The 17,597-nt window shown below is 58.5% G+C and carries 15 protein-coding genes; 8 read left to right on the plus strand and 7 right to left on the minus strand.

The genetic code is table 11. The annotated features are described in order from the left end of the window. Positions 1-59: 59 nt before the first annotated feature. Both D1Y84_RS17650 and D1Y84_RS17655 read right to left on the minus strand, forming a co-directional pair. Positions 60-3,503 (minus strand): TonB-dependent receptor, encoded by a 3,444-nt coding sequence (locus tag D1Y84_RS17650; RefSeq protein ID WP_124849849.1) that lies wholly within the window; start codon positions 3,501-3,503, stop codon positions 60-62. 164 nt (positions 3,504-3,667) lie between these two features. Beyond that, complete coding sequence (locus D1Y84_RS17655) at positions 3,668-5,104, minus strand: glycoside hydrolase family 30 beta sandwich domain-containing protein (protein ID WP_124849850.1); 1,437 nt, start codon at positions 5,102-5,104, stop codon at positions 3,668-3,670. 291 nt (positions 5,105-5,395) lie between these two features. Between D1Y84_RS17655 and D1Y84_RS17660 the strand changes: the two genes are divergently transcribed. From D1Y84_RS17660 to D1Y84_RS17670, 3 genes are all read left to right on the plus strand, one after another. Further along, positions 5,396-6,451 carry a LacI family DNA-binding transcriptional regulator gene (locus tag D1Y84_RS17660; protein WP_233581530.1) on the plus strand — a complete coding sequence of 352 codons (1,056 nt, stop codon included), beginning with the start codon at positions 5,396-5,398 and terminating at the stop codon, positions 6,449-6,451. Between the two features lie 270 nt (positions 6,452-6,721). Beyond that, complete coding sequence (locus tag D1Y84_RS17665) at positions 6,722-7,762, plus strand: sugar MFS transporter (RefSeq protein WP_124849851.1); 1,041 nt, start codon at positions 6,722-6,724, stop codon at positions 7,760-7,762. Positions 7,763-7,872: 110 nt separating this feature from the next. Further along, the gene (locus tag D1Y84_RS17670; RefSeq protein ID WP_233581531.1) at positions 7,873-9,615 is read left to right on the plus strand and encodes a coagulation factor 5/8 type domain-containing protein; all 1,743 of its coding nucleotides are present in this window, start codon (positions 7,873-7,875) and stop codon (positions 9,613-9,615) included. A gap of 335 nt (positions 9,616-9,950) precedes the next feature. On the opposite strand, the gene D1Y84_RS17675 is transcribed toward D1Y84_RS17670, so the two are convergent. The 5 genes from D1Y84_RS17675 to D1Y84_RS17690 all read right to left on the minus strand — a co-directional run bounded on the left by D1Y84_RS17675 (position 9,951) and on the right by D1Y84_RS17690 (position 13,622). Continuing rightward, complete coding sequence (locus D1Y84_RS17675) at positions 9,951-10,523, minus strand: DUF2062 domain-containing protein (RefSeq protein ID WP_233581532.1); 573 nt, start codon at positions 10,521-10,523, stop codon at positions 9,951-9,953. Between the two features lie 91 nt (positions 10,524-10,614). Next, positions 10,615-10,755, minus strand: a complete 141-nt coding sequence (locus tag D1Y84_RS18030) for a hypothetical protein (protein WP_158615564.1) — start codon at positions 10,753-10,755, stop codon at positions 10,615-10,617. A gap of 242 nt (positions 10,756-10,997) precedes the next feature. Then, on the minus strand, positions 10,998-12,374 hold the full coding sequence (locus tag D1Y84_RS17680) for an aminotransferase class V-fold PLP-dependent enzyme (RefSeq protein WP_124849852.1): 1,377 nt from the start codon (positions 12,372-12,374) through the stop codon (positions 10,998-11,000). After that, on the minus strand, positions 12,374-13,081 hold the full coding sequence (locus tag D1Y84_RS17685) for an alkylmercury lyase family protein (RefSeq protein ID WP_124849853.1): 708 nt from the start codon (positions 13,079-13,081) through the stop codon (positions 12,374-12,376). Before D1Y84_RS17685 ends, D1Y84_RS17680 begins: the two co-directional genes overlap by 1 nt. 10 nt (positions 13,082-13,091) lie before the next feature. Continuing rightward, positions 13,092-13,622: a CGNR zinc finger domain-containing protein gene (locus tag D1Y84_RS17690; RefSeq protein WP_124849854.1), complete on the minus strand. Its 531-nt coding sequence runs from the start codon at positions 13,620-13,622 to the stop codon at positions 13,092-13,094. A 128-nt stretch (positions 13,623-13,750) separates the two neighbouring features. Here D1Y84_RS17690 and D1Y84_RS17695 point away from each other — a divergent pair, with 128 nt between their 5' ends. From D1Y84_RS17695 to D1Y84_RS17715, 5 genes are read left to right on the plus strand one after another with little or no spacing between them, the layout of a single operon-like run. Continuing rightward, a complete protein-coding gene (locus D1Y84_RS17695) occupies positions 13,751-14,731 on the plus strand; it encodes a zinc-dependent alcohol dehydrogenase family protein (protein WP_124849855.1) in 981 nt (326 codons plus the stop codon). A 23-nt stretch (positions 14,732-14,754) separates the two neighbouring features. After that, positions 14,755-15,387, plus strand: a complete 633-nt coding sequence (locus tag D1Y84_RS17700) for an NAD(P)H-dependent oxidoreductase (protein ID WP_124849856.1) — start codon at positions 14,755-14,757, stop codon at positions 15,385-15,387. Between the two features lie 24 nt (positions 15,388-15,411). Further along, positions 15,412-15,708 (plus strand): putative quinol monooxygenase, encoded by a 297-nt coding sequence (locus tag D1Y84_RS17705; RefSeq protein ID WP_124849857.1) that lies wholly within the window; start codon positions 15,412-15,414, stop codon positions 15,706-15,708. A gap of 22 nt (positions 15,709-15,730) precedes the next feature. Continuing rightward, positions 15,731-16,630 (plus strand): SDR family oxidoreductase, encoded by a 900-nt coding sequence (locus D1Y84_RS17710; RefSeq protein ID WP_124849858.1) that lies wholly within the window; start codon positions 15,731-15,733, stop codon positions 16,628-16,630. A gap of 40 nt (positions 16,631-16,670) precedes the next feature. Continuing rightward, positions 16,671-17,429, plus strand: coding sequence for an SDR family oxidoreductase (locus tag D1Y84_RS17715; protein ID WP_124849859.1), 759 nt, complete (start codon positions 16,671-16,673; stop codon positions 17,427-17,429). Positions 17,430-17,597 lie beyond the last annotated feature (168 nt).

Here is a 17,597-nt window from a genome sequence, read left to right on the forward strand (position 1 = left end):
TGTCCGGCAAAGCAAAAGAGGCAGCTTAGCAGCTGCCTCTTCGCCTGCGGGCCTTGTGGCTAGAACGAGACGCGGCCGTAAAGCTGCATTGTTCTTCCGCCTACTGTGGTTGTTGTGATCTGGGCCGACTGGTTCGGGCCGATCGCGTTGTTGCCGGGTTGACCAAAGCTTGCGTGGTTCAGGACGTTGTCTGCATCGGCACGTACCTGCACCTGCACATTCCGCTCCGGGAAGACGTTGAAGGTTTTACCGAGCGAGAAGTTGAACTCGGAGAGCCCCGGACCATACACCGTGTTCCGGCGGAAATCGCCATAGGTGTACGGAGCCGGCACAGCCAGAGCGCTGAGGTTGTACCACTCGCTCAGACGATTCAACCTGCCACCGGGAACAGCGGTGACATTCCCAACAAGGTTCGCGAACTGTGTAGCGCTTCCCGACTGATTGTTGGAAGAGTTGTTACCACCGGTTGTGATGCTGATGGGGTTGCCACCCTGCACCACGAAGGTTCCGGAAGCCTGCCATCCGCCGAGTGCTTCATCCAGCAGAAGGTTGTTGTTCAGGAACATCCGTCCGCGACCAATGGGCAGCTGGTAGATCGCCTGTCCCTTGAACATGTTGCGGATGTCGAAGTTTGAGTTGCTGTAGTTCGCATTGGTGTCGAACGCATTCTGGTAGTTTTGGAAGCCCTCGCGGCTACCCCATCCAGACGAGTCCTGATCGTCAAGGAAGTGCGACCACGTGTAGTTGACGTTGAACTCGAGCCCCTTCGACATGCGCTTCGTCAGCTGCGCTTCGAGCGAGTTGTAATTCGAGATGGCGTTGTTCGGGCTGCCCGAGATGTTGTTATAGATCGGGTAAGGCTCTGACTGCTTGTCGTTGGGACCCAGCAGGTTCTGAGGTACCTGGTTGATGTCGACCGGGAAGTTCAGGTTCTTGCCATGGTTGCCGACATAGGCGATATCCGCGACAAAGTCGACCCCGAGCTGTTCCTGCATGTCGAAGGTGTACTGGTAATTGGTTGGGATAGGCGTGTGGTACTGGTTGTACGTCACGTCCTGGCCGTTGCGGGCATCTGGAGTGGTCGGAGCAGTGAGGTACTTGGAGTTGATGCTGCCGAAGTTGCGTGCGCCGACGCCACACCCTGGGTCAGCCGTGTCGGGCGTGCTGCCGTCTGCGTTCAGTTGCACCACAGGGCAAACGCCATTCGTGTTGTCACTGAGGCTGCCGGAGCTACCGAAGGCATTGCCAAGCCCGCCACCGTAGGTGTCCTCGCTCCACGTCGAAGCATAGATGCCGAAGCCACCGCGGAAGACGGTCTTTGAGTCTGGCTGCCAGCTGAAGCCGATGCGCGGGAGCCAGATGTTGTAGTTCGGCGCCTGCAGGCTGGTGCGATCATGCGCATGCGTTGTGGCGTACCAGATTGCCCCGGGAGTGTTGGTCGCAGGGTTGATGACTTCCGGATCAAACGCTGCTTCATTGCCCTTGACATCCGACCATCCCGTGGTGATCTGGTAGCGCAGACCAAGGTTCACGGTCAGGTTCGGCCGGAGCTTGATGTCGTCCTGAACGAAGACCTGCGGCAGCTTGATGCGGCCACCATACTCCGGTGTGACGCCCGCACTCCAGCTCGTGGTCTGGCCCAGAAGAAAGTCAGCGTACGCGCCGCCTGAGGCATAGTTTCCAGCCGCGTTTGGCAGCGTGTTGGAGGTGAGTCCGTTGATGGACGTATAGGTTCCGTTGTAGTTCACGCTCGCTGCGTTGATGTTGCCCCATGCCGTCGAGTTCGCCTCGTTGATGAGAAACTCACCACCGAAGTGCAGCACGTGCTTGCCGCGCACAAGGGTAAACACGTCGGACGGGTCATACACGTGCATCTTGTACACAGCATTGGTCGCCGATGCAAGACCATAGAAACTGTTGATACCGACATTGGGGAAGTTGTCCGCCTTGGCGAAACCAAGACCCAGCTGGTCTGGAAATCCCTGGTTCAACGTCGAAGGAACAAAGAAGTTCAGCTGGTTGGTATAGCCGAAACGGGCCTCGTTCGTTGCCGTCGGGCTAATCGTCCACACGTGAGAGATCTGTGCGTTCTCTCGGCTTACATCTTCGCTACCGCAGTTGATCGGACAAACGGGGCTGTAGCCGAACTGTGGATTGTCGCTTTCTGTCTGAGAAATGGTCAGGCGCTGGTTCTGGGCGATGTCCCAGTCAGCTCGACCGAAGTAGCGGGTAAAGGGATTGTTGTTCGACGACTGGTAAACGAAATTGTTCTGCGCCAGACCCGAACTGATCTGCCCTGCGGTGTTCGCCGTTGGGAAGTACTTCTGGATATTTTGCGCCACGGGGTTGAGCATGTTCGTCGGAATGCGGTTGCCATTGCCGTATTCAGCGGCAAAGGTGGGGCGGATCGCGCACGGACACTGCTGCGTGAACGCCTGACCCGAATCCGTGGTGTAGGTGTGGGTTCCGGTCTCCTGGATCGTCTGCTTGGTTGGATCGTAGAGGGTCGGCAGACCGGGCGCTGTGAAGTCTCCAGCCATCAACGCGGCGGTCGGCACTGTCGCGAAGCTCGCTGCGTTGGTGCCGTGGTCCAGAAGTTTGTCAAAGTCGAAATAGAAGAACAGCTTGTGAGGGATGATCGGGCCGCTGACCGAGAAGCCGAAATTGTTATAGCGAAGGTTCGGCACCGTGACTTTCTGGCCGAAACCATATGGCGCAGCGTTCAGGGCATCGTTCTGGAAGTATTCATAACCCACGCCATGGAAGCTGTTGGAGCCGCCCTTGGTGATCTGGTTGTAAATGATGTCGCCGACACCGTACTGCGCTGAAAACGAGGCACTGCTGACCTTCACTTCCGATGTCGTCTCGAAGATGGTGACGTCGGAGTTCTGGCTCATCGGCAGCGTGGTGGTCGCGCCGTCCTGCAGCATGGAGGCAAACGGCAGGTTGCCGTTGATCGAAGCTACCTGGCCAGGGTTGGCGGCATTGCTGGAGTTTTCCGGTGCGCCCGAGGCGCCGGGCAGAAGGATGATGAAGTTCTGCCAGTCAGCACCCGTCTGCGGCAGCTGCACCATGGTCTTGGCGCTGAGCGTTGCTTCCACCGCGCCGCTCTCGGTATTTAGAAGAGGCAGATCGGTGTTGACGATGACCTGCTGGTTCTCGGAGCCGACGGTGAGCTGCGCATCAAGGTCGGACGTACCGGCCGCGAGGGTGATCGGGCCGCGTACCAGGGTAGTGAAGCCCGGCTTTGTAAAAGTGAGTTTGTAGTGGTCAGGCACAATCGATCCCGTGTCGAAGACGCCCGCGTCGTTCGAAGTGAGGGTACGGCTCTCGCTCTTGTCGACGTCGAAAACCGTGATGGTCACCCCAGGGATCACTGCCCCGGTGTTGTCCGTCACTGTACCCTGAATGTCGCCCGAGTTTGTGTTCTGCGCCAAGGCATGACCACCCGGCAACAGGAACAGGCAGAGAAACCCAAGCGGAAGAGCCTGGATGCGTTTCATGGAACCTCCAGAAATGGCCTTTCGGCCCAAAACAACATGTGTATGGCTATCTACGTAGTGAGACAACCGTTAGTCTTATGGGAGCCGGCGCTTTCAAGGCCAGCGTTGCGCATCTGATCATTTTCGTGAAGCGGTTGTCAAGCGAAGACTGATTCGCTCTCCAATCACCACACATACGTCGCCACGGCACCCGCCGCAAGCGAGGCTTGCGCAGTCCTGGTGCCAAAACGAATGCCAAAGCTTTGGCTGCTATCTGCCTGATTGACTACCAGAAGCACAAACCTGCCCTCCGGAGTCTCAAACGCAACGTCGACCAGTCTGGATGCGCCCGCTGTTTCGGAAGCAACATGCACAGAATCAGGGGGAACAAACTTCGAAACCTGAGCAATCGTGTAGTAAGCCAGGTTGCGGGTCACCGCACTGCCATCGATCGTGATGGCTCCTTCACACACCGGGCAGCCACCATCGCTGGTGTGCGGCCCTTTGTGGGGGTCCGCGGCGAGATTCCAAAGCAGAACATTCCGACTCCAGTTGGTCACCGCGCCGACAACAACCTTGGCCTCAGGCCGTGCGATCGCCAGATCCTTGGCGCCGTCCTTGTCAATCACCATCTGCTCTGTGAAGTAGACATTCTTCTCAGGATGCGCCGCGTGCACCTTGCTCATGGCAGAAGTCTCGCCCTCATACAAGTGAAAACCAGAGCCGTCGGCATATTGCGCTGCGTCGTGATCGTCAAGAATGGTCAGCGGGTACTCAGGTACATCGCAGTTGTGGTCATACAGGATGACCTTGGTCGACAGACCTTCCCTGCGCAGCAGAGGGCCAAGCGACTGCTTCAGAAACGTAGCCTGCTCCGCTGCCTCCATCTTCAGACTTGGCGTGTTCTTTGGGTTCAAGGGCTCATTCTGCATTGTGAGCGCATCGATCCGGATGCCTTCACCCTGCATTGCTTTCAGGTAACGAACCAAGTACCGCGCGTACACATCGTAGCTTTCCGGCTTTAGCTCGCCGCCTTTGGGGCGAGCATTGTTTTTCATCCAGGCAGGCGCCGACCAGGGAGAGGCCAGGATCTTGATGGAAGGATTGATCTTGAGGATCTGCTTCAGCACGGGGATAACATCAGCACGATCTGGAGCGATGCTGAAGGAGGCGAGCTGCGGATCCTGTTCGCCATCCGGCAGATCATCGTAGCTGAACACATGATCGTTCATGTCGGAGGCTCCGACACTCACGCGCAGGTAGCTGACGTGGATGTCGTCTTTCTTATGCCCGAACATCTCCTGGATTAGCATGGCCCGTTGCTTCGGTTCCATATGCACCATCAACTGCGCGCTTCCCCCGGTCAGCGCGAACCCGAAGCCGTCGATGGACTGAAACCGCTGCTGCGGATCAACGGTGATGGTGATCGCCTGCGGCGTGCTGGAAGTCGTGAATGGCAGCGTGCCGGGCTGCTTTGCAAGCAGGGCCGCCCGGTCCGGAGTGGTCAGCCACGTCGTGATTTTGGCATGGCCTGCGCCGATGGCGGGACGTGCGGAAAGGATGGGGACAAGCAAAAACGCGCATTGCGCGAAAGTGCACAGCTTCGCGAGAGTCTGGCCCATGGGGCTGATGCTCCTCCATATTCAGAACTGCGTGAGCGCAGCAATGCTCCGCTTTGGACCGAGCCATTCTGCGAGCCTTGCCAATGCGAGCATCGATCGGGATCGCCGCACGCTCAGAGACACGCTTTCTGACGCGAGGTATGATGCCATTGAAGACAATCGTTTGTCGAGCGGCCATCTGTTACCGCTGAGACCCTAACCGGGTTCGACTGCAGGTCGAGCCGCAAGGAGGCTTTGGTTTACTTCACAGTCCAGAGCCCCGCGGTGTAAAAGAACCATGGATCGAGGTTTATGACGAAGAAGGGTGCAGGGATCAAGCCGACGGCGCGCCCCAGCCTCAAGATGCTGGCGGAGTATCTTAAGCTCAGCCCTTCAACTATCTCGTTTGTTCTCAATGATGCCCCGGGGCGCTCCATTCCGGAAGCAACGCGCCAGCGGATTCGTGAGGCAGCAGAGAAGTTCAATTACCAGCCCAGCAGGATTGCGCAGTCTCTCCGGGGCAAAGGCATGCAGACCATCGCGATCCTGCTACCGGAGCTTGGCGAAGGATACCACTCACAGGTGCTGTCCGGTCTCGGCGATGAATTGCTGCAACACAACTACTTCTACTTCACGGTGCATCATCGGCACGATCAGCAGTTGATCAATTCATACCCCCCGATGCTGCAGGCCCGTGGCGTAGAAGGCATTCTCGCCATCGACACGCACCTGGAAGCAGCGCCGATGCCAACCGTGCTGATAGCCGGGCACACCAATTTGGCCGGTGTACCAAACATCGGGCTTGATCATGAAGCAGGAGCGGTGCAGGCACTGCAACATCTTTATGACTTAGGACACCGGAGTATTGTGTACATGCATGGGCAGCCGTTCAGCGCAGATTCGGACCTGCGATGGAATGCCACTATGAAGGTTGCAGCCGATCTTGGCCTTGAGGTACGGAAAGAGCTGACGATCTACCTGGACAAACACTCCAACTCCCCCGAAGTCAGCTACCCCGGCATCCACAGTCTTCTCCACCACAAACACACCTTTACCGCGATTCTGTGCTTTAACGATGTATCTGCCATGGGCAGCATCCGCGCGCTCCATGAGGCTGGCTTGAATGTGCCGCGCGATGTATCTATCGTAGGCTTCGATGACATCCAGTCTGCCGCATACCAGGTACCAAGTCTCACGACCATTCGGCAGCCGCTGCAGGAGATGGGCTCTGTGGCAGCACGCTTACTGCTGCGCAAACTTGCAGGGGAGTCACTTTCCGACGTGGTGACACTGCGGCCGGAATTGATCGTACGAGAATCCACGGGACCCGCGCGAACCCTGCGACCGGACGAACTACGCGCCATTTGATCGAGCGCGCGGTGCTGTAGATCAAGGCATAAATGTTGTGCGGCCAGAACCGCCGTTGTGCACGCGAAAGCGAAGACAAGCTACTCCTGAGCGGGAAGAAAGGCACGCGCTGTGACGACGATCTCCCGCTCGCGAGCGCCTGCCTCTTATCGCAGGTACCTTCGGTTCGCCCGCGGAACAGGCTCGAACACGGAGTCGATCGTGCTGCATGCCGGCTTTATGTTAACCGGCGCATACACAACATTCCTGGGCACTGCACTGCCGTTGCTTATGACCCGTTGGCACCTTCGCGACAGCCAGGCGGGTACGTTGTTTTTTGCGCAGTTTCTGGGGTCCATGTGCGGGGCTTTTCTCAAGGGGCGGTCGCTGCCACGCATGATTGCTCTGGGCTTCGCCCTCGTTGCCCTATGTGCAGGCATGCTGGCGGTCGCTCCGCCTATCGTCGCACCGCTGGTCCTGTTTCTGAGCGGCTGCGGGCTGGGCATGGCTATGACTTCTACAAGCGTGCGGATCGAACAGATCGCCAGCGGTGCAAGTGGCAACGCTCTGGCTTCGCTCAACGCTGTGTGGGCAGCCGGAGCCGGTCTCGCTCCCTGGCTCCTGCTCACTGGGATTCATCGTAGCCTTACCACTTTTCTTCTGGCCATGATGATCCCTGCCGCGCTTGCGGCCGGTTCGGTCCTGTGGGTGGTGCAACAGGCAGCGGTGCCGCACATGATCGACGGCGTTACATCGCGCTTACCTCCAGCAGCATTGCCCCTCCCATATGCGCTTCTGCTGATCCTTCTTTCTTTTGGCGCGGTTGGCGTAGAGACCGGACTGGGGGGATGGATGACAGCCTATATTGCGCGCGCGGGGCTTGCAGCCGTTGTTTCAACCATGGCCGCTTCCTGTTTCTGGTTTGGATTGCTGTTGAGTCGCGCACTGCTTGCTCTGCTGATGACACGCCGCACGTCTGCCATCAGCGTTCTGCTCGGTGCCATTGCGTTTACGTTTGGCGCGGCCTGCCTGCTACTCGTTTCGACAGCTCCGGTACCGATCATCTTCGTTGCGCTGCTCTGCGGGTGTGGCGTCGGGCCGTTGTATCCGCTCGTGCTTGCGCGTGCCCTTGCGCTCATGCGAGGACGCGCGGTTTTCGCCGTTGCCGGCCTCGGTGCAGCGTTTGTTCCGCTCACTACGGGCCTCATCTCGCAAGGCGTCGGCTCGCTGGAGGTGGGCTTGTTGCTCCCACTGTCCCTCCTGCTGCTGATGTTTTTTGCCCTGTTTCTTGGAAGGCTCGGGATCAGGGAAACGGCAGAGGTGCAGAGATGAGGCAACTTTGCTGGGCCCAGTATTCTTCCACTGCTTTGCCGCATGCGGTTTCAGAAACAGCCATCGCCAGCGTCCGGTCGACCTGTGTCCCTATGAAAGGAAGTACACCCATGCAGATCCTTAGTCGACGCCCCACCGCGCGCCACTTCGCGGTCCTGCTCTTCATGACAGGCCACGTTCTGTCTTCACTTGCGGCAACACACGCGGCAGAACCGGACTTCGGGCCCAACGTTTTGATCTTCAAGCCCTCGATGTCAGCAAATGCGATGCAACGGCAGATTGACGCCGTCTATGCAACGCAGCAGCACAACGAATTTGGCCCCCAACGCAACGCTTTTTTGTTTCTTCCTGGCCAGTACAAACTGGATCTGCCAATCGGCTTCTACACTCAGGTACTTGGCCTGGGCGACTCTCCTGATGCGGTGCGCATCGAGGGCAATGTACATGCAGACGCAAGCGCCCCCAACAACAATGCGACCACAACCTTCTGGCGCGCAGCCGAAGGCTTTTCGGTGTTGCCGACCGGAGGCACGATGCAGTGGGCGGTCTCGCAGGCTGTGCCTATGCGTCGGATGCACGTGCTGGGCAACCTGGTGCTGCATCAGAAACATGGCTGGGCCAGCGGTGGATGGATGGCCGACACCAAGGTCGACCGCAACGTCGACTCAGGCACACAGCAGCAGTGGATCAGCCGCAACAGTGAATGGGGCGATTGGACCGGTTCCAACTGGAACATGGTTTTTGTCGGTGACACGCACATGCCTGAAGGATCGTGGCCTGAACCGCCCTACACCAAAGTAGACACCGTGCCAACGATGGCCGAGAAGCCTTTCCTGACAGCGGATGCCGCAGGGCACTTCGCCGTGCGTGTACCCGCCCTGCAGCAGAACAGCGTCGGAGTCACCTGGCACTCTGGGTCGACCCCGGGCGCGACGATCCCGATCGCTAAGTTCTACATCGCGCATGCTGCGGCAGACACGGCCAAGAGCCTGAACGCACAGCTTGCTCAAGGGCGGCACCTGCTGCTGACGCCGGGCACTTACGACCTGGATGCGCCCCTTCGCATCACGCGGGCGGGAACCATTGTTCTTGGGCTTGGATTCGCGACTCTGCACCCTGTGCATGGCACTGCTGCTCTCACGACGGCGGATGTGGATGGCATCAACCTGTCAGGTCTGCTGGTCGATGCAGGCGCGATGCTGTCACCGGTACTCGTACAGATAGGGCCGCGGGGAAGCCACGCGAGACACGAGCACGACCCTGTTACGCTCCACGATGTTTTCTTCCGAGTGGGCGGCGCGGGCGTCGGCAGGGCTGATATCAACCTCGAGATCAACAGCAACGATGCATTGCTCGACCACACGTGGATATGGCGCGCGGACCACGGACGCGGAGTGGGCTGGGACATCAACACGAGCCAGAACGGGTTGGTGGTAAACGGCCGCAACGTGACTGCGTATGGGCTTTTCGTTGAGCATCACCAGCATTTTCAGGTTCTATGGAACGGTGAGGGAGGCCGCACCTACTTTTACCAGTCCGAGATTCCGTACGATCCGCCAATACAGGGAGCGTACAGCAGCGCGACTGGCGTGGACGGCTGGGCCTCCTACAAGGTAGCGGACAACGTGCGACAGCACTCTGCGTGGGGCCTCGGTGTCTATAGCGTCTTTACGCATCCGGATGTGGCTTTGAGCCGTGCGATCGAGACGCCTGCTTCTTCGGACATTCACTTTCGCGACATGATCACGGTTGCGCTTGGCAAGCAAGGCGTGATCAAGAACGTGATTAACGATCGTGGAGGACCAACAGGAATGGAGCCACGTGTCACGCCCAAGGTAACGAGCTACCCCTAGGGCCGTGTTGCACCCAAAAACATCCGAAGCCAAGGGGGCGAGCAGCGAATATCCTTCCCTGCAGTTGCTCCGCTTGCTTCAGCGGTCCTGGTGACTGCGATCACTGCGCCCGCATCTGGCTAGACACCGTATCTAAGTTAAAGATGGATTGGGACTCTGCAGGCGCCTGCGTTGCGGGTGTTCAAGTCCCCCTGCGTGCACCGGCACGCACATTGGGCGCAATACACAGCAGCCCTCATCAAACAACGCACCGACTCTTTGCTAGCCGGCTGGGGCTCTTCGACGCGACCGCGAGCAGGCCCTCGCGACAAACGATCACGCTTGGGTCTACCTAGCTATTTCGATGGGGGTAGCGTCGAGTTCGAACGCAGCAGCGTTCGATGACGTCGCATAAAGAGCACCAGCGCACGCCTGATGTACAGGGCGAGTAGTGGCATGGCGACTGCGGCCACAAGGCCCCAGACAATCAGTGCATGCCACTCCCACTGCCAGATTTCTCGAAATAGGCGCCATGGATGATGGCTCAAATGCTCAATCTGCCGTCGGCTGAGCGGAAGCCGGCCAGTGTGGAAGAGATGCACTCCCAAATCAATGAAAGGAATGAAAAGCAGCAAGTGAAGAGGCGATACTGCATGAGCGCCGATCTGCGAGGCAACCTGATTAAGACCGAAAGTCCAGGCAAGCATGAGGACCAGCGCCGTGGTAATCCCTACAGAGGGGTTGATCCCGATGACAATCCCCAATGCCAGGCTCCAGGCCAGACGCCGCGGTGTCACACCACCGCGCAGCTGGCGCAGCAGCGGACGCTGTATTCTGCAGCGAACAAACTCGCGGATCAGCTGGGGTACAAGCACATCGCGATGGTACGCCTTCTTCATGACAACGCGGATGGTGCGGCTACTCGGCAATGCTTCCCTCCCCTGCGCAATCGGGCGGGAGCGCCGCATAGGCTGCCGAACCGCGGCGCACCAACAAGGGCCTGTATCTCCTCACAGCCTGTCACATGACCATCGAAGCTGCCGCGGTGCTCGACAGAGTGGACGCCCGCTTCGGTAGAAATGGGAGCACGATGTTAAACGTGTAACTCACCGTGACAAACGCCGTGCAGGTGGGATTGTTTGATCCATCGTTCAAACCCATAACGACATTGTAGGTATCCCAGGCTGTACCTGCCGGTGTAGCTTGCTCTTGGGTTACATGAGTTAAGTGCGAGGACGTCCCTGCGAGTGGGGGCCATGCGGAGTCGGTGGCTGAGCAAGCATGCTGCTCATCTTGGCGCTGCTGCGCGATCTTCCGAGGGCACAGGTCAACGTTCGGCAGAGCAACCACTTCCCAGAAGAGGGTTCCCAGGAACAATCCCACCTGATCTTCTGGCCTAGGTCTTATTGCGACTGCTGCCTGCGGATCTCCTTCATCAAAGCGATCAACTTCTCAACGTGAGGCGCACTGGTCCGCCACGACGAGACACTGATACGGAATGCCGCTCTACCTTGCCAGACTGATGCGCCAAACCACATCTCTCCCGAATCCTGAGCGGCCCTGATCACAGCCTTCGTTTCCTCATCATTGGTCGCGCAAGCCAGAACCTGATTGAGGACGACGCGATTGAGGACGGTAAAGCCCGCGTCTTCCAGGCCTTCGGCTATTTGGCGAGCCAGCGAGCAGTGCCGCTCGACCATCTCAGCCACGCCAGCTTTTCCCAAACTGCGAAGCGCTGCCCACACGGGGATGCCACGCGGCCGGCGTGAGAACTCGAGCGTCAAGTTCTTCTGGGCATCGGGAGACGCGGAGGAATAAACAGCGTCGCTGTTCATGGCCCCGGCGAGTGCATCTGCATCTCGGCAGATTGCCATTGCACAGTCATATGGCGTGTTCAGCCATTTATGCCCGTCTGTCGTCCAGCTCTCCGCCTGCTCGATGCCCTCGGTCAAATGAGCGTGACTGGAAGCCCTTGCCCAGAGCCCAAACGCGCCATCGACGTGAACCCAGGCGCCAGCTGCTCTCGCAAGGGGCACGATATCCTTAAAGGCGTCGAACTCCCCGGTATTCACCTCCCCTGCCTGCAGAACAAGGATAGTTCGATCGCTGAGGGGCGGCAACTGGGAGGGGTCGAGTCTGCCGAACGGATCGCATGGAACGACATGGATACGCTTCAGCCCAAAGCCGAGGACGCGGAGAGCCTTCTTGACCGTGATGTGCGCTGTTTCGGATATGACAATTTCGACTTCAGGAGCCCCAGTTAAACCATTGTCATCAACATCCCAGCCTTGACGCGCCAGGATAGATCGCCGGGCGGCAGCAATGCAGGCCAGGGTGCAGGCAGTAGCGCTTGTTCCAAAGCCCACTGCGCTTTCACGTGGCAGATCAAGAATTTCCAACAGCCAGTTAGCGGCGATCTTCTCGATTTTCGCGGCCACGGGCGAACCGAGGAACAACGAAGCACTCTGGTCCCAGGAGAGCATCAAGCGTTCCGCTGCCGCAGCCGCCGGCAAGGCTGCACCGATGACGAAGCCAAAGTAACGTGGATCGTTTGTGGCGACGGTCGCGGGCGAGCCCTTTTCGTCGAGCAGCGCCAATCCTTCAGCGGGATCTTTCCCGTGCTCTGGCAATGCCTCATCGAAAGCCGCCAGCCCGGCGAGGCTCTCGTCGCTTGGAAAGACGCGGCGCTGACCGATCTGCCGAAGATACTCCGCAGCGCGATCATCCGCATTGCGAATCAACTGAACTTCCTGAGCGAGGTCGTCTCTGTAGGAAGACATCAGTAGGTCCCTTTCCCTGAGAGTTCCCAGAACGGCGACGTCAAACCGGATTCATGGAATATCTGCTGTGCCTGTTCCACGGTCCATTTGCGCCAGGATGCTCGCGCATAGGGTCCATACCAACGCCTTGCGAGAGCTGCCGTCCTTTCCAGACTTACGGCTTCTCCGTAGGTCTGGCCGTGCCGCGCACACCACTGGTCAATGTCGCTGCAGCTGCGGAAGGGCAACACAAGAGAGCAATGCTGATGGACGTTGTCCCATGCGCGACGAGGCGGGATCGAGAAGTGAACGAAGACGCCTTCGGCATCTAGCGGTACTCCATCTTTAACTTTCACGACAGTCGGGTCTGTTTCCGCACCAACGCGCGTATGGATGCGCACCGAACCGCCTGCGAGTTGAGCCACGCCCAGAGCGCACCAGATACACGGCGCCCACCACCCGTGTGCGCTGCCTTCAACATAGTGGAGCGTTGGCGTCGTTGAGAAAGGGTGCACGACCCACGGTTCCGTTGCGTGCGGATGCAAAACGAGGCCGTGCAGATCGGCCAGCGCCTGCAATCTCCTGATCAACTCAAGGGAGGTGATCTGTAAGGATGATGCGATGCGATCCATGGCGGGCAAATAGCCCGCGGTCAGGAACTGCTGAATAAGCGCTGCATGCACATCCGCCAATCGCTGCGCTTCGACCTGATCATTTCCCAGCTTCATCTGCGTCCTTTCACGCGTGGCGGGCCCGGTGAGCCGCCACGTTGTTCTTGTTTCCGCAGATCTCGAAAGAATGCCAGCGCTGCGTTTTGTTCCTGCTGCGGTCGAAGAAGCTTGCGGAGCAAGCTTGATCGGAGCAATGCTTCACGCGATTCCATTGGCCAGCATCGATCAAAGCGGCAACGTCGCGGACAAGAACACTCAAGGCTGCACCTTCGTGAACAGGCTGAAGTGCAATCTCTTGGTCGCCTCGAAAGGCAATGGTATACGGCGAATGGGACGCGACCTCATTCAGCGCGCCCGCGGCGGCTTCGTCGTGCCATCCTGTGGCCACAAGATCCAGCAAGGCTTGCCTCAAGCGCCTTAGCTCTCCCAGGGCACGAGACGAGATGACAGCCTGCTTACCGAAGGCCGATGCCAAGAACCGCGAGGCTTCCTCCGCGTTGCGCAATCGGTCTACGCCCTTTTCAAACCCCACGCCACGCGAGTTCAGGAAAGCCAGGACGCGCTCGATCGACTCGTTCCACTTCTCCGTCGACTCCATTGATTGTCCTTTCCATACGGTTTCAGATCTTTTCTGAATCTCTTTGGAGCCAGCTCGAATCTGCTGCTGATGTAATGGTTCAATTTAATTAGAACATTACAGCCACAATCGACACAAGGAGAATTTGAATGCGTCGTTTACAACTTACAGCCTTTGGAGACGCTGCAAAGGTCGTCAGGCTGGACAGCGCACCGGCACCGTCGCTTGCAGCGGACGATCTGCTGGTGCAGATGGAAGCGGCGCCGATGAATCGGTCCGACTTCATGCTGGTGGAAGGCAAGTATGGGGTACGGCCCGAGTTCCCGTACAACGTTGGTTCTGAAGGTGTTGGCCGCGTGATCGGCACCGGCAGAGCGGCAAGTCCTCTGGACGGAAAGCGGGTACTGATTCTGCCGACGTACGAGCAAGGGACGTGGGCGGAACAAACCGTGGTTTCCAGCCGCAATGTGGTGGAGGTGAGCAATTCCGCCGACCCGCTTCAACTCGCCATGATCGGCATCAACCCGGCAACGGCGTACCTCCTTTTGAAGCAGTACACACACCTGATGCCGAGCGACTGGATTGGCCAAACCGCCGCAAACGCAGCCATGGGGCAGTACATCGTGCAGTTGGCGAAGCTGGCTGGCCTGAAGACATTGAACGTGGTGCGCCGGCAAGAGGCTGCAGATGCCGTACGCGCCTTTGGGGGCGACGCAGCTGTGCTGCAGGGCAACGATCTCAAGCAACAGATCGAGGCCGCCCTCGGTTCCAATCGCCTCAGCATCGCCTTCGACACTCTCGGAGGCGAACCCATCGGAACACTTCTGCAGTTCGTTCGGGATGGCGGCATCGGTGTTGGATATGGGTTGCAGACCGGTGTCTTCCCAAAGATCAATCCCGTGGACATGTACTTCCGCGGACTCAGCTTCCATGGCTTCTGGTTGATCAAGTGGCTCCGGAATGCTCCGCGAGCAGAGGTGCAGTGGACCTACCAGCATCTTGCAGCGCTCGTCGCAGAAGGCAAGCTCTTCGCCGAAGTTGAGCAGACCTACTCGCTCGACCAATACCAGCAAGCCCTGGAGCATGCACAAACCACAGAGCGCGGCGGCAAAATCCTCTTCCGTTTCTAAACCACGTTTCTCCTGGAGAACTTATGTCCCTCATTCCTGCGCTGAAGAAGCGCTACGCAGTCAAGAAGTACAACCCCGCTGCGAAAATTTCGTCTGCACAGCTCGACATACTTCTGGAAGCGCTGCGGCTTGCCCCCACGTCGTTCAACCTGCAACCCTTCCATCTTCTACAAGTCACCGAACCTGCTGTTCGCGAACACATTCGTACGGAAGCTGCCTTTAACCAGCCACAGGTTACTGAGGCTTCGCTGTTCTTCGTGTTGGCAGCCGAGACCGATGTCGATGAGCAGACAATCGCACATTCCATCGACTTGGCCGCAGAGGTGAGGGGCGTTGCTCGATCAACCCTGGAGGGTCGCGAAAGCCAGATCAAAGGTTTCATCATGAGCTTGGCTCCGGAGCAGCGCCTCATCTGGGCGCAGCGCCAGGCTTATATCGCATTGGGCGTGCTTGTGTCAGCGGCCGCGGAGGCCGGGATCGACGTCAGTCCCATGGAAGGCTTCGTGCCGAATAAGGTCGACGCGATCCTCGGTCTGCAGACAAAACGCCTGCGCTCAACGGTGCTGGTCGCTGTTGGCGTTCACTCCAATGACGACGAGCACGCGCATCTCCCGAAGGTTCGCAAATCGATTGAGCAGATTCACCAGACCATTTAAGCAACCGTCACTGGAGGGGAAGTCATGCCTGACAACAAAGTCATCCTGTTGGTAGAAGCCACGGTAAAGCCGGAGCATCGCCACCTGATTGTGGCGGTTGCGAACGAGAGTCTACCGCTGACAGCCGCCGAACCGGGGGTCGAGGTCTTCTACCAAACCGTTCGGCAGGAAGATCCGAACCGGCTCGTCTTCTTTGAAGTGTTTCGTTCGGAAGCTGCCCACGACTTCCACATGCAGCAGGAATACACGAGGAAAGTCTTCAAGGCACTTGAAGGGCGGCTTGATGCGCCGCCCGCCGTTACACGTCTGACCGAGCTGTAGTACGGCAGAAAGAAGGATAATTATGAGCCAGTCACGAGTGTTAGTCGCGGGCGGCAGTGGACGCCTTGGCCAGATGGTGCTGGACCAACTGCTACATGCGGGAGCGCCGGACATCATCGCTACGACGCGCACACCACAAAAGCTGGACGCATATGCAAGTCTTGGCATTGACGTGCGCCATGCAGACCTCGACGATCCGCAAACACTGAGCAACGCATTCCAGGATGCTGACCATCTTTTGCTGATCTCGACGAATGACCTCTCCTCCGGCAAGCGCATTCAGCAGCATAAGAATGCGATCGCGGCCGCGAAGCGCGCTGGCGTCCGCCGCATCCTCTATACCTCAATGCCTGAGCCGGAGGCGAGCACCGCCATTCCATTCTCCGCAGAGCATGTGGCGACGGAGCGAGCAATCCGGGAAAGCGGCCTTCGCTACACGATCCTTCGTGTTGCGTGGTACGCAGAAAACCCCATTGAACTTGGACTCATCCCGGCGGCTCTACAAACGGGCACGTGGCTGAGCTCGGCGACGAATGGAAGGATCGCCTATGTGACGCGCTACGATGTCGCACGCGCCGCCGCCGCCGCTCTGGCGAGCAGCGTAGAAGAGAGCCAAACCTACGAAATCACGGGACCGGCGGCGATGTCAGCCGGCGAGTTGGCAGCCAGCTTATCTCGCACGGTCGGGCGTCCCATCCAGGTGCGAGAGGTTGACGACGAAACCCTGGGCCGCGAGTTGGTCTCGAGCGGCGTACTTCCGCAGCTTGCTCCGATGATTGTCACAACAGACGCAAACACTCGTGCCGGCAACTTCGAAAGCATATCGAATGCAGTCCTGCAGCTTACCGGAACGCCGCCGAGAGACTTTGAGTCGTTTCTGCGAGAGAACAAGACGCGGCTGCTTGCAGACGCAGCGCACTGATTTCACCCGTACCACCAAGCCAAAAAAGGAGTACATGCCCATGTCAGGAAAACTGCAAGGCAGGATTGCACTCGTCACCGGTGGAAACTCCGGCATCGGCCTCGCGACGGCAAAGGAGTTCCTAAAGGAAGGCGCCTTCGTGTATGTCACCGCGCGGAGGCAAGCAGAACTCGATCAAGCCATCGCGACGCTCGGAGCCAACTCCAGGAGTATCAGGACCGACGTCAGCAAACTGTCGGAACTGGACGCACTCTTCAAGCAAATCGAGGTGGAAAAGGGTCGGATCGATATCCTGTTCGTGAATGCAGGTGTAGCAAGCTTCTCGCCGCTGGGCTCGATTACGGAAGAGCACTTTGACCAGCACTTCGGCACAAATGTGAAAGGCCTGCTCTTTACCGTGCAGAAAGCATTGCCTCTGATGCCGGATGGTGGCGCCATCCTTCTCAACGCCTCCATCGAGTCCAAACAAGGGAAGCCCGCATTCAGCGTCTATTCAGCGACGAAAGCAGCCGTGCGGTCCTTCGCCCGTGGATGGACAAACGATCTGAAGGATCGGGGTATCCGCGTGAACGTCATCAGTCCAGGGCCGATCGAAACGCCTGGCCTCAATGGACTCGCAGGCGCCACGGATGCTGAACAGCTGAAGGGCTTTCACGACCATTTGGGATCGGGCGTTCCCCTCGGGCGTATCGGTCGCGCTGAAGAAGTGGCGAGAGTTGCCGTCTTCCTCGTGTCAACAGATGCGAGCTTTGTCGCCGGCATTGAGCTCTTCGTTGATGGTGGCGTTGCCCAGGTCTAAGCCAGCCACAGAATCAAGGAGTTGTAGATGCAAGTGCGTTTTGGCTGAGCAGAGGCGCGTGGTGGTCGCGGGTGTAGGACTGATGAGTCTCGTTGGCAGTGGTACGAAAGAGACCTGGGCCGCCATCCTTCGGGACCGCTCCGGAACTGCGAAGATCACGCTCTTCGA

The organism is Acidipila sp. EB88, from assembly GCF_003858395.1.
Lineage (GTDB): Bacteria > Acidobacteriota > Terriglobia > Terriglobales > Acidobacteriaceae > EB88.

Bases quoted from the DNA above. Each gene is read 5' to 3' on its own strand.
- D1Y84_RS17650 (WP_124849849.1), bottom strand. From the start codon at position 3,503: ATGAAACGCATCCAGGCTCTTCCGCTTGGGTTTCTCTGCCTGTTCCTG.
- D1Y84_RS17655 (WP_124849850.1), bottom strand. From the start codon at position 5,104: ATGGGCCAGACTCTCGCGAAGCTGTGCACTTTCGCGCAATGCGCGTTT.
- D1Y84_RS17660 (WP_233581530.1), top strand. From the start codon at position 5,396: ATGACGAAGAAGGGTGCAGGGATCAAGCCGACGGCGCGCCCCAGCCTC.
- D1Y84_RS17665 (WP_124849851.1), top strand. From the start codon at position 6,722: ATGACCCGTTGGCACCTTCGCGACAGCCAGGCGGGTACGTTGTTTTTT.
- D1Y84_RS17670 (WP_233581531.1), top strand. From the start codon at position 7,873: ATGCAGATCCTTAGTCGACGCCCCACCGCGCGCCACTTCGCGGTCCTG.
- D1Y84_RS18030 (WP_158615564.1), bottom strand. From the start codon at position 10,755: ATGGGTTTGAACGATGGATCAAACAATCCCACCTGCACGGCGTTTGTC.
- D1Y84_RS17680 (WP_124849852.1), bottom strand. From the start codon at position 12,374: ATGTCTTCCTACAGAGACGACCTCGCTCAGGAAGTTCAGTTGATTCGC.
- D1Y84_RS17685 (WP_124849853.1), bottom strand. From the start codon at position 13,081: ATGAAGCTGGGAAATGATCAGGTCGAAGCGCAGCGATTGGCGGATGTG.
- D1Y84_RS17690 (WP_124849854.1), bottom strand. From the start codon at position 13,622: ATGGAGTCGACGGAGAAGTGGAACGAGTCGATCGAGCGCGTCCTGGCT.
- D1Y84_RS17695 (WP_124849855.1), top strand. From the start codon at position 13,751: ATGCGTCGTTTACAACTTACAGCCTTTGGAGACGCTGCAAAGGTCGTC.
- D1Y84_RS17700 (WP_124849856.1), top strand. From the start codon at position 14,755: ATGTCCCTCATTCCTGCGCTGAAGAAGCGCTACGCAGTCAAGAAGTAC.
- D1Y84_RS17705 (WP_124849857.1), top strand. From the start codon at position 15,412: ATGCCTGACAACAAAGTCATCCTGTTGGTAGAAGCCACGGTAAAGCCG.
- D1Y84_RS17710 (WP_124849858.1), top strand. From the start codon at position 15,731: ATGAGCCAGTCACGAGTGTTAGTCGCGGGCGGCAGTGGACGCCTTGGC.
- D1Y84_RS17715 (WP_124849859.1), top strand. From the start codon at position 16,671: ATGTCAGGAAAACTGCAAGGCAGGATTGCACTCGTCACCGGTGGAAAC.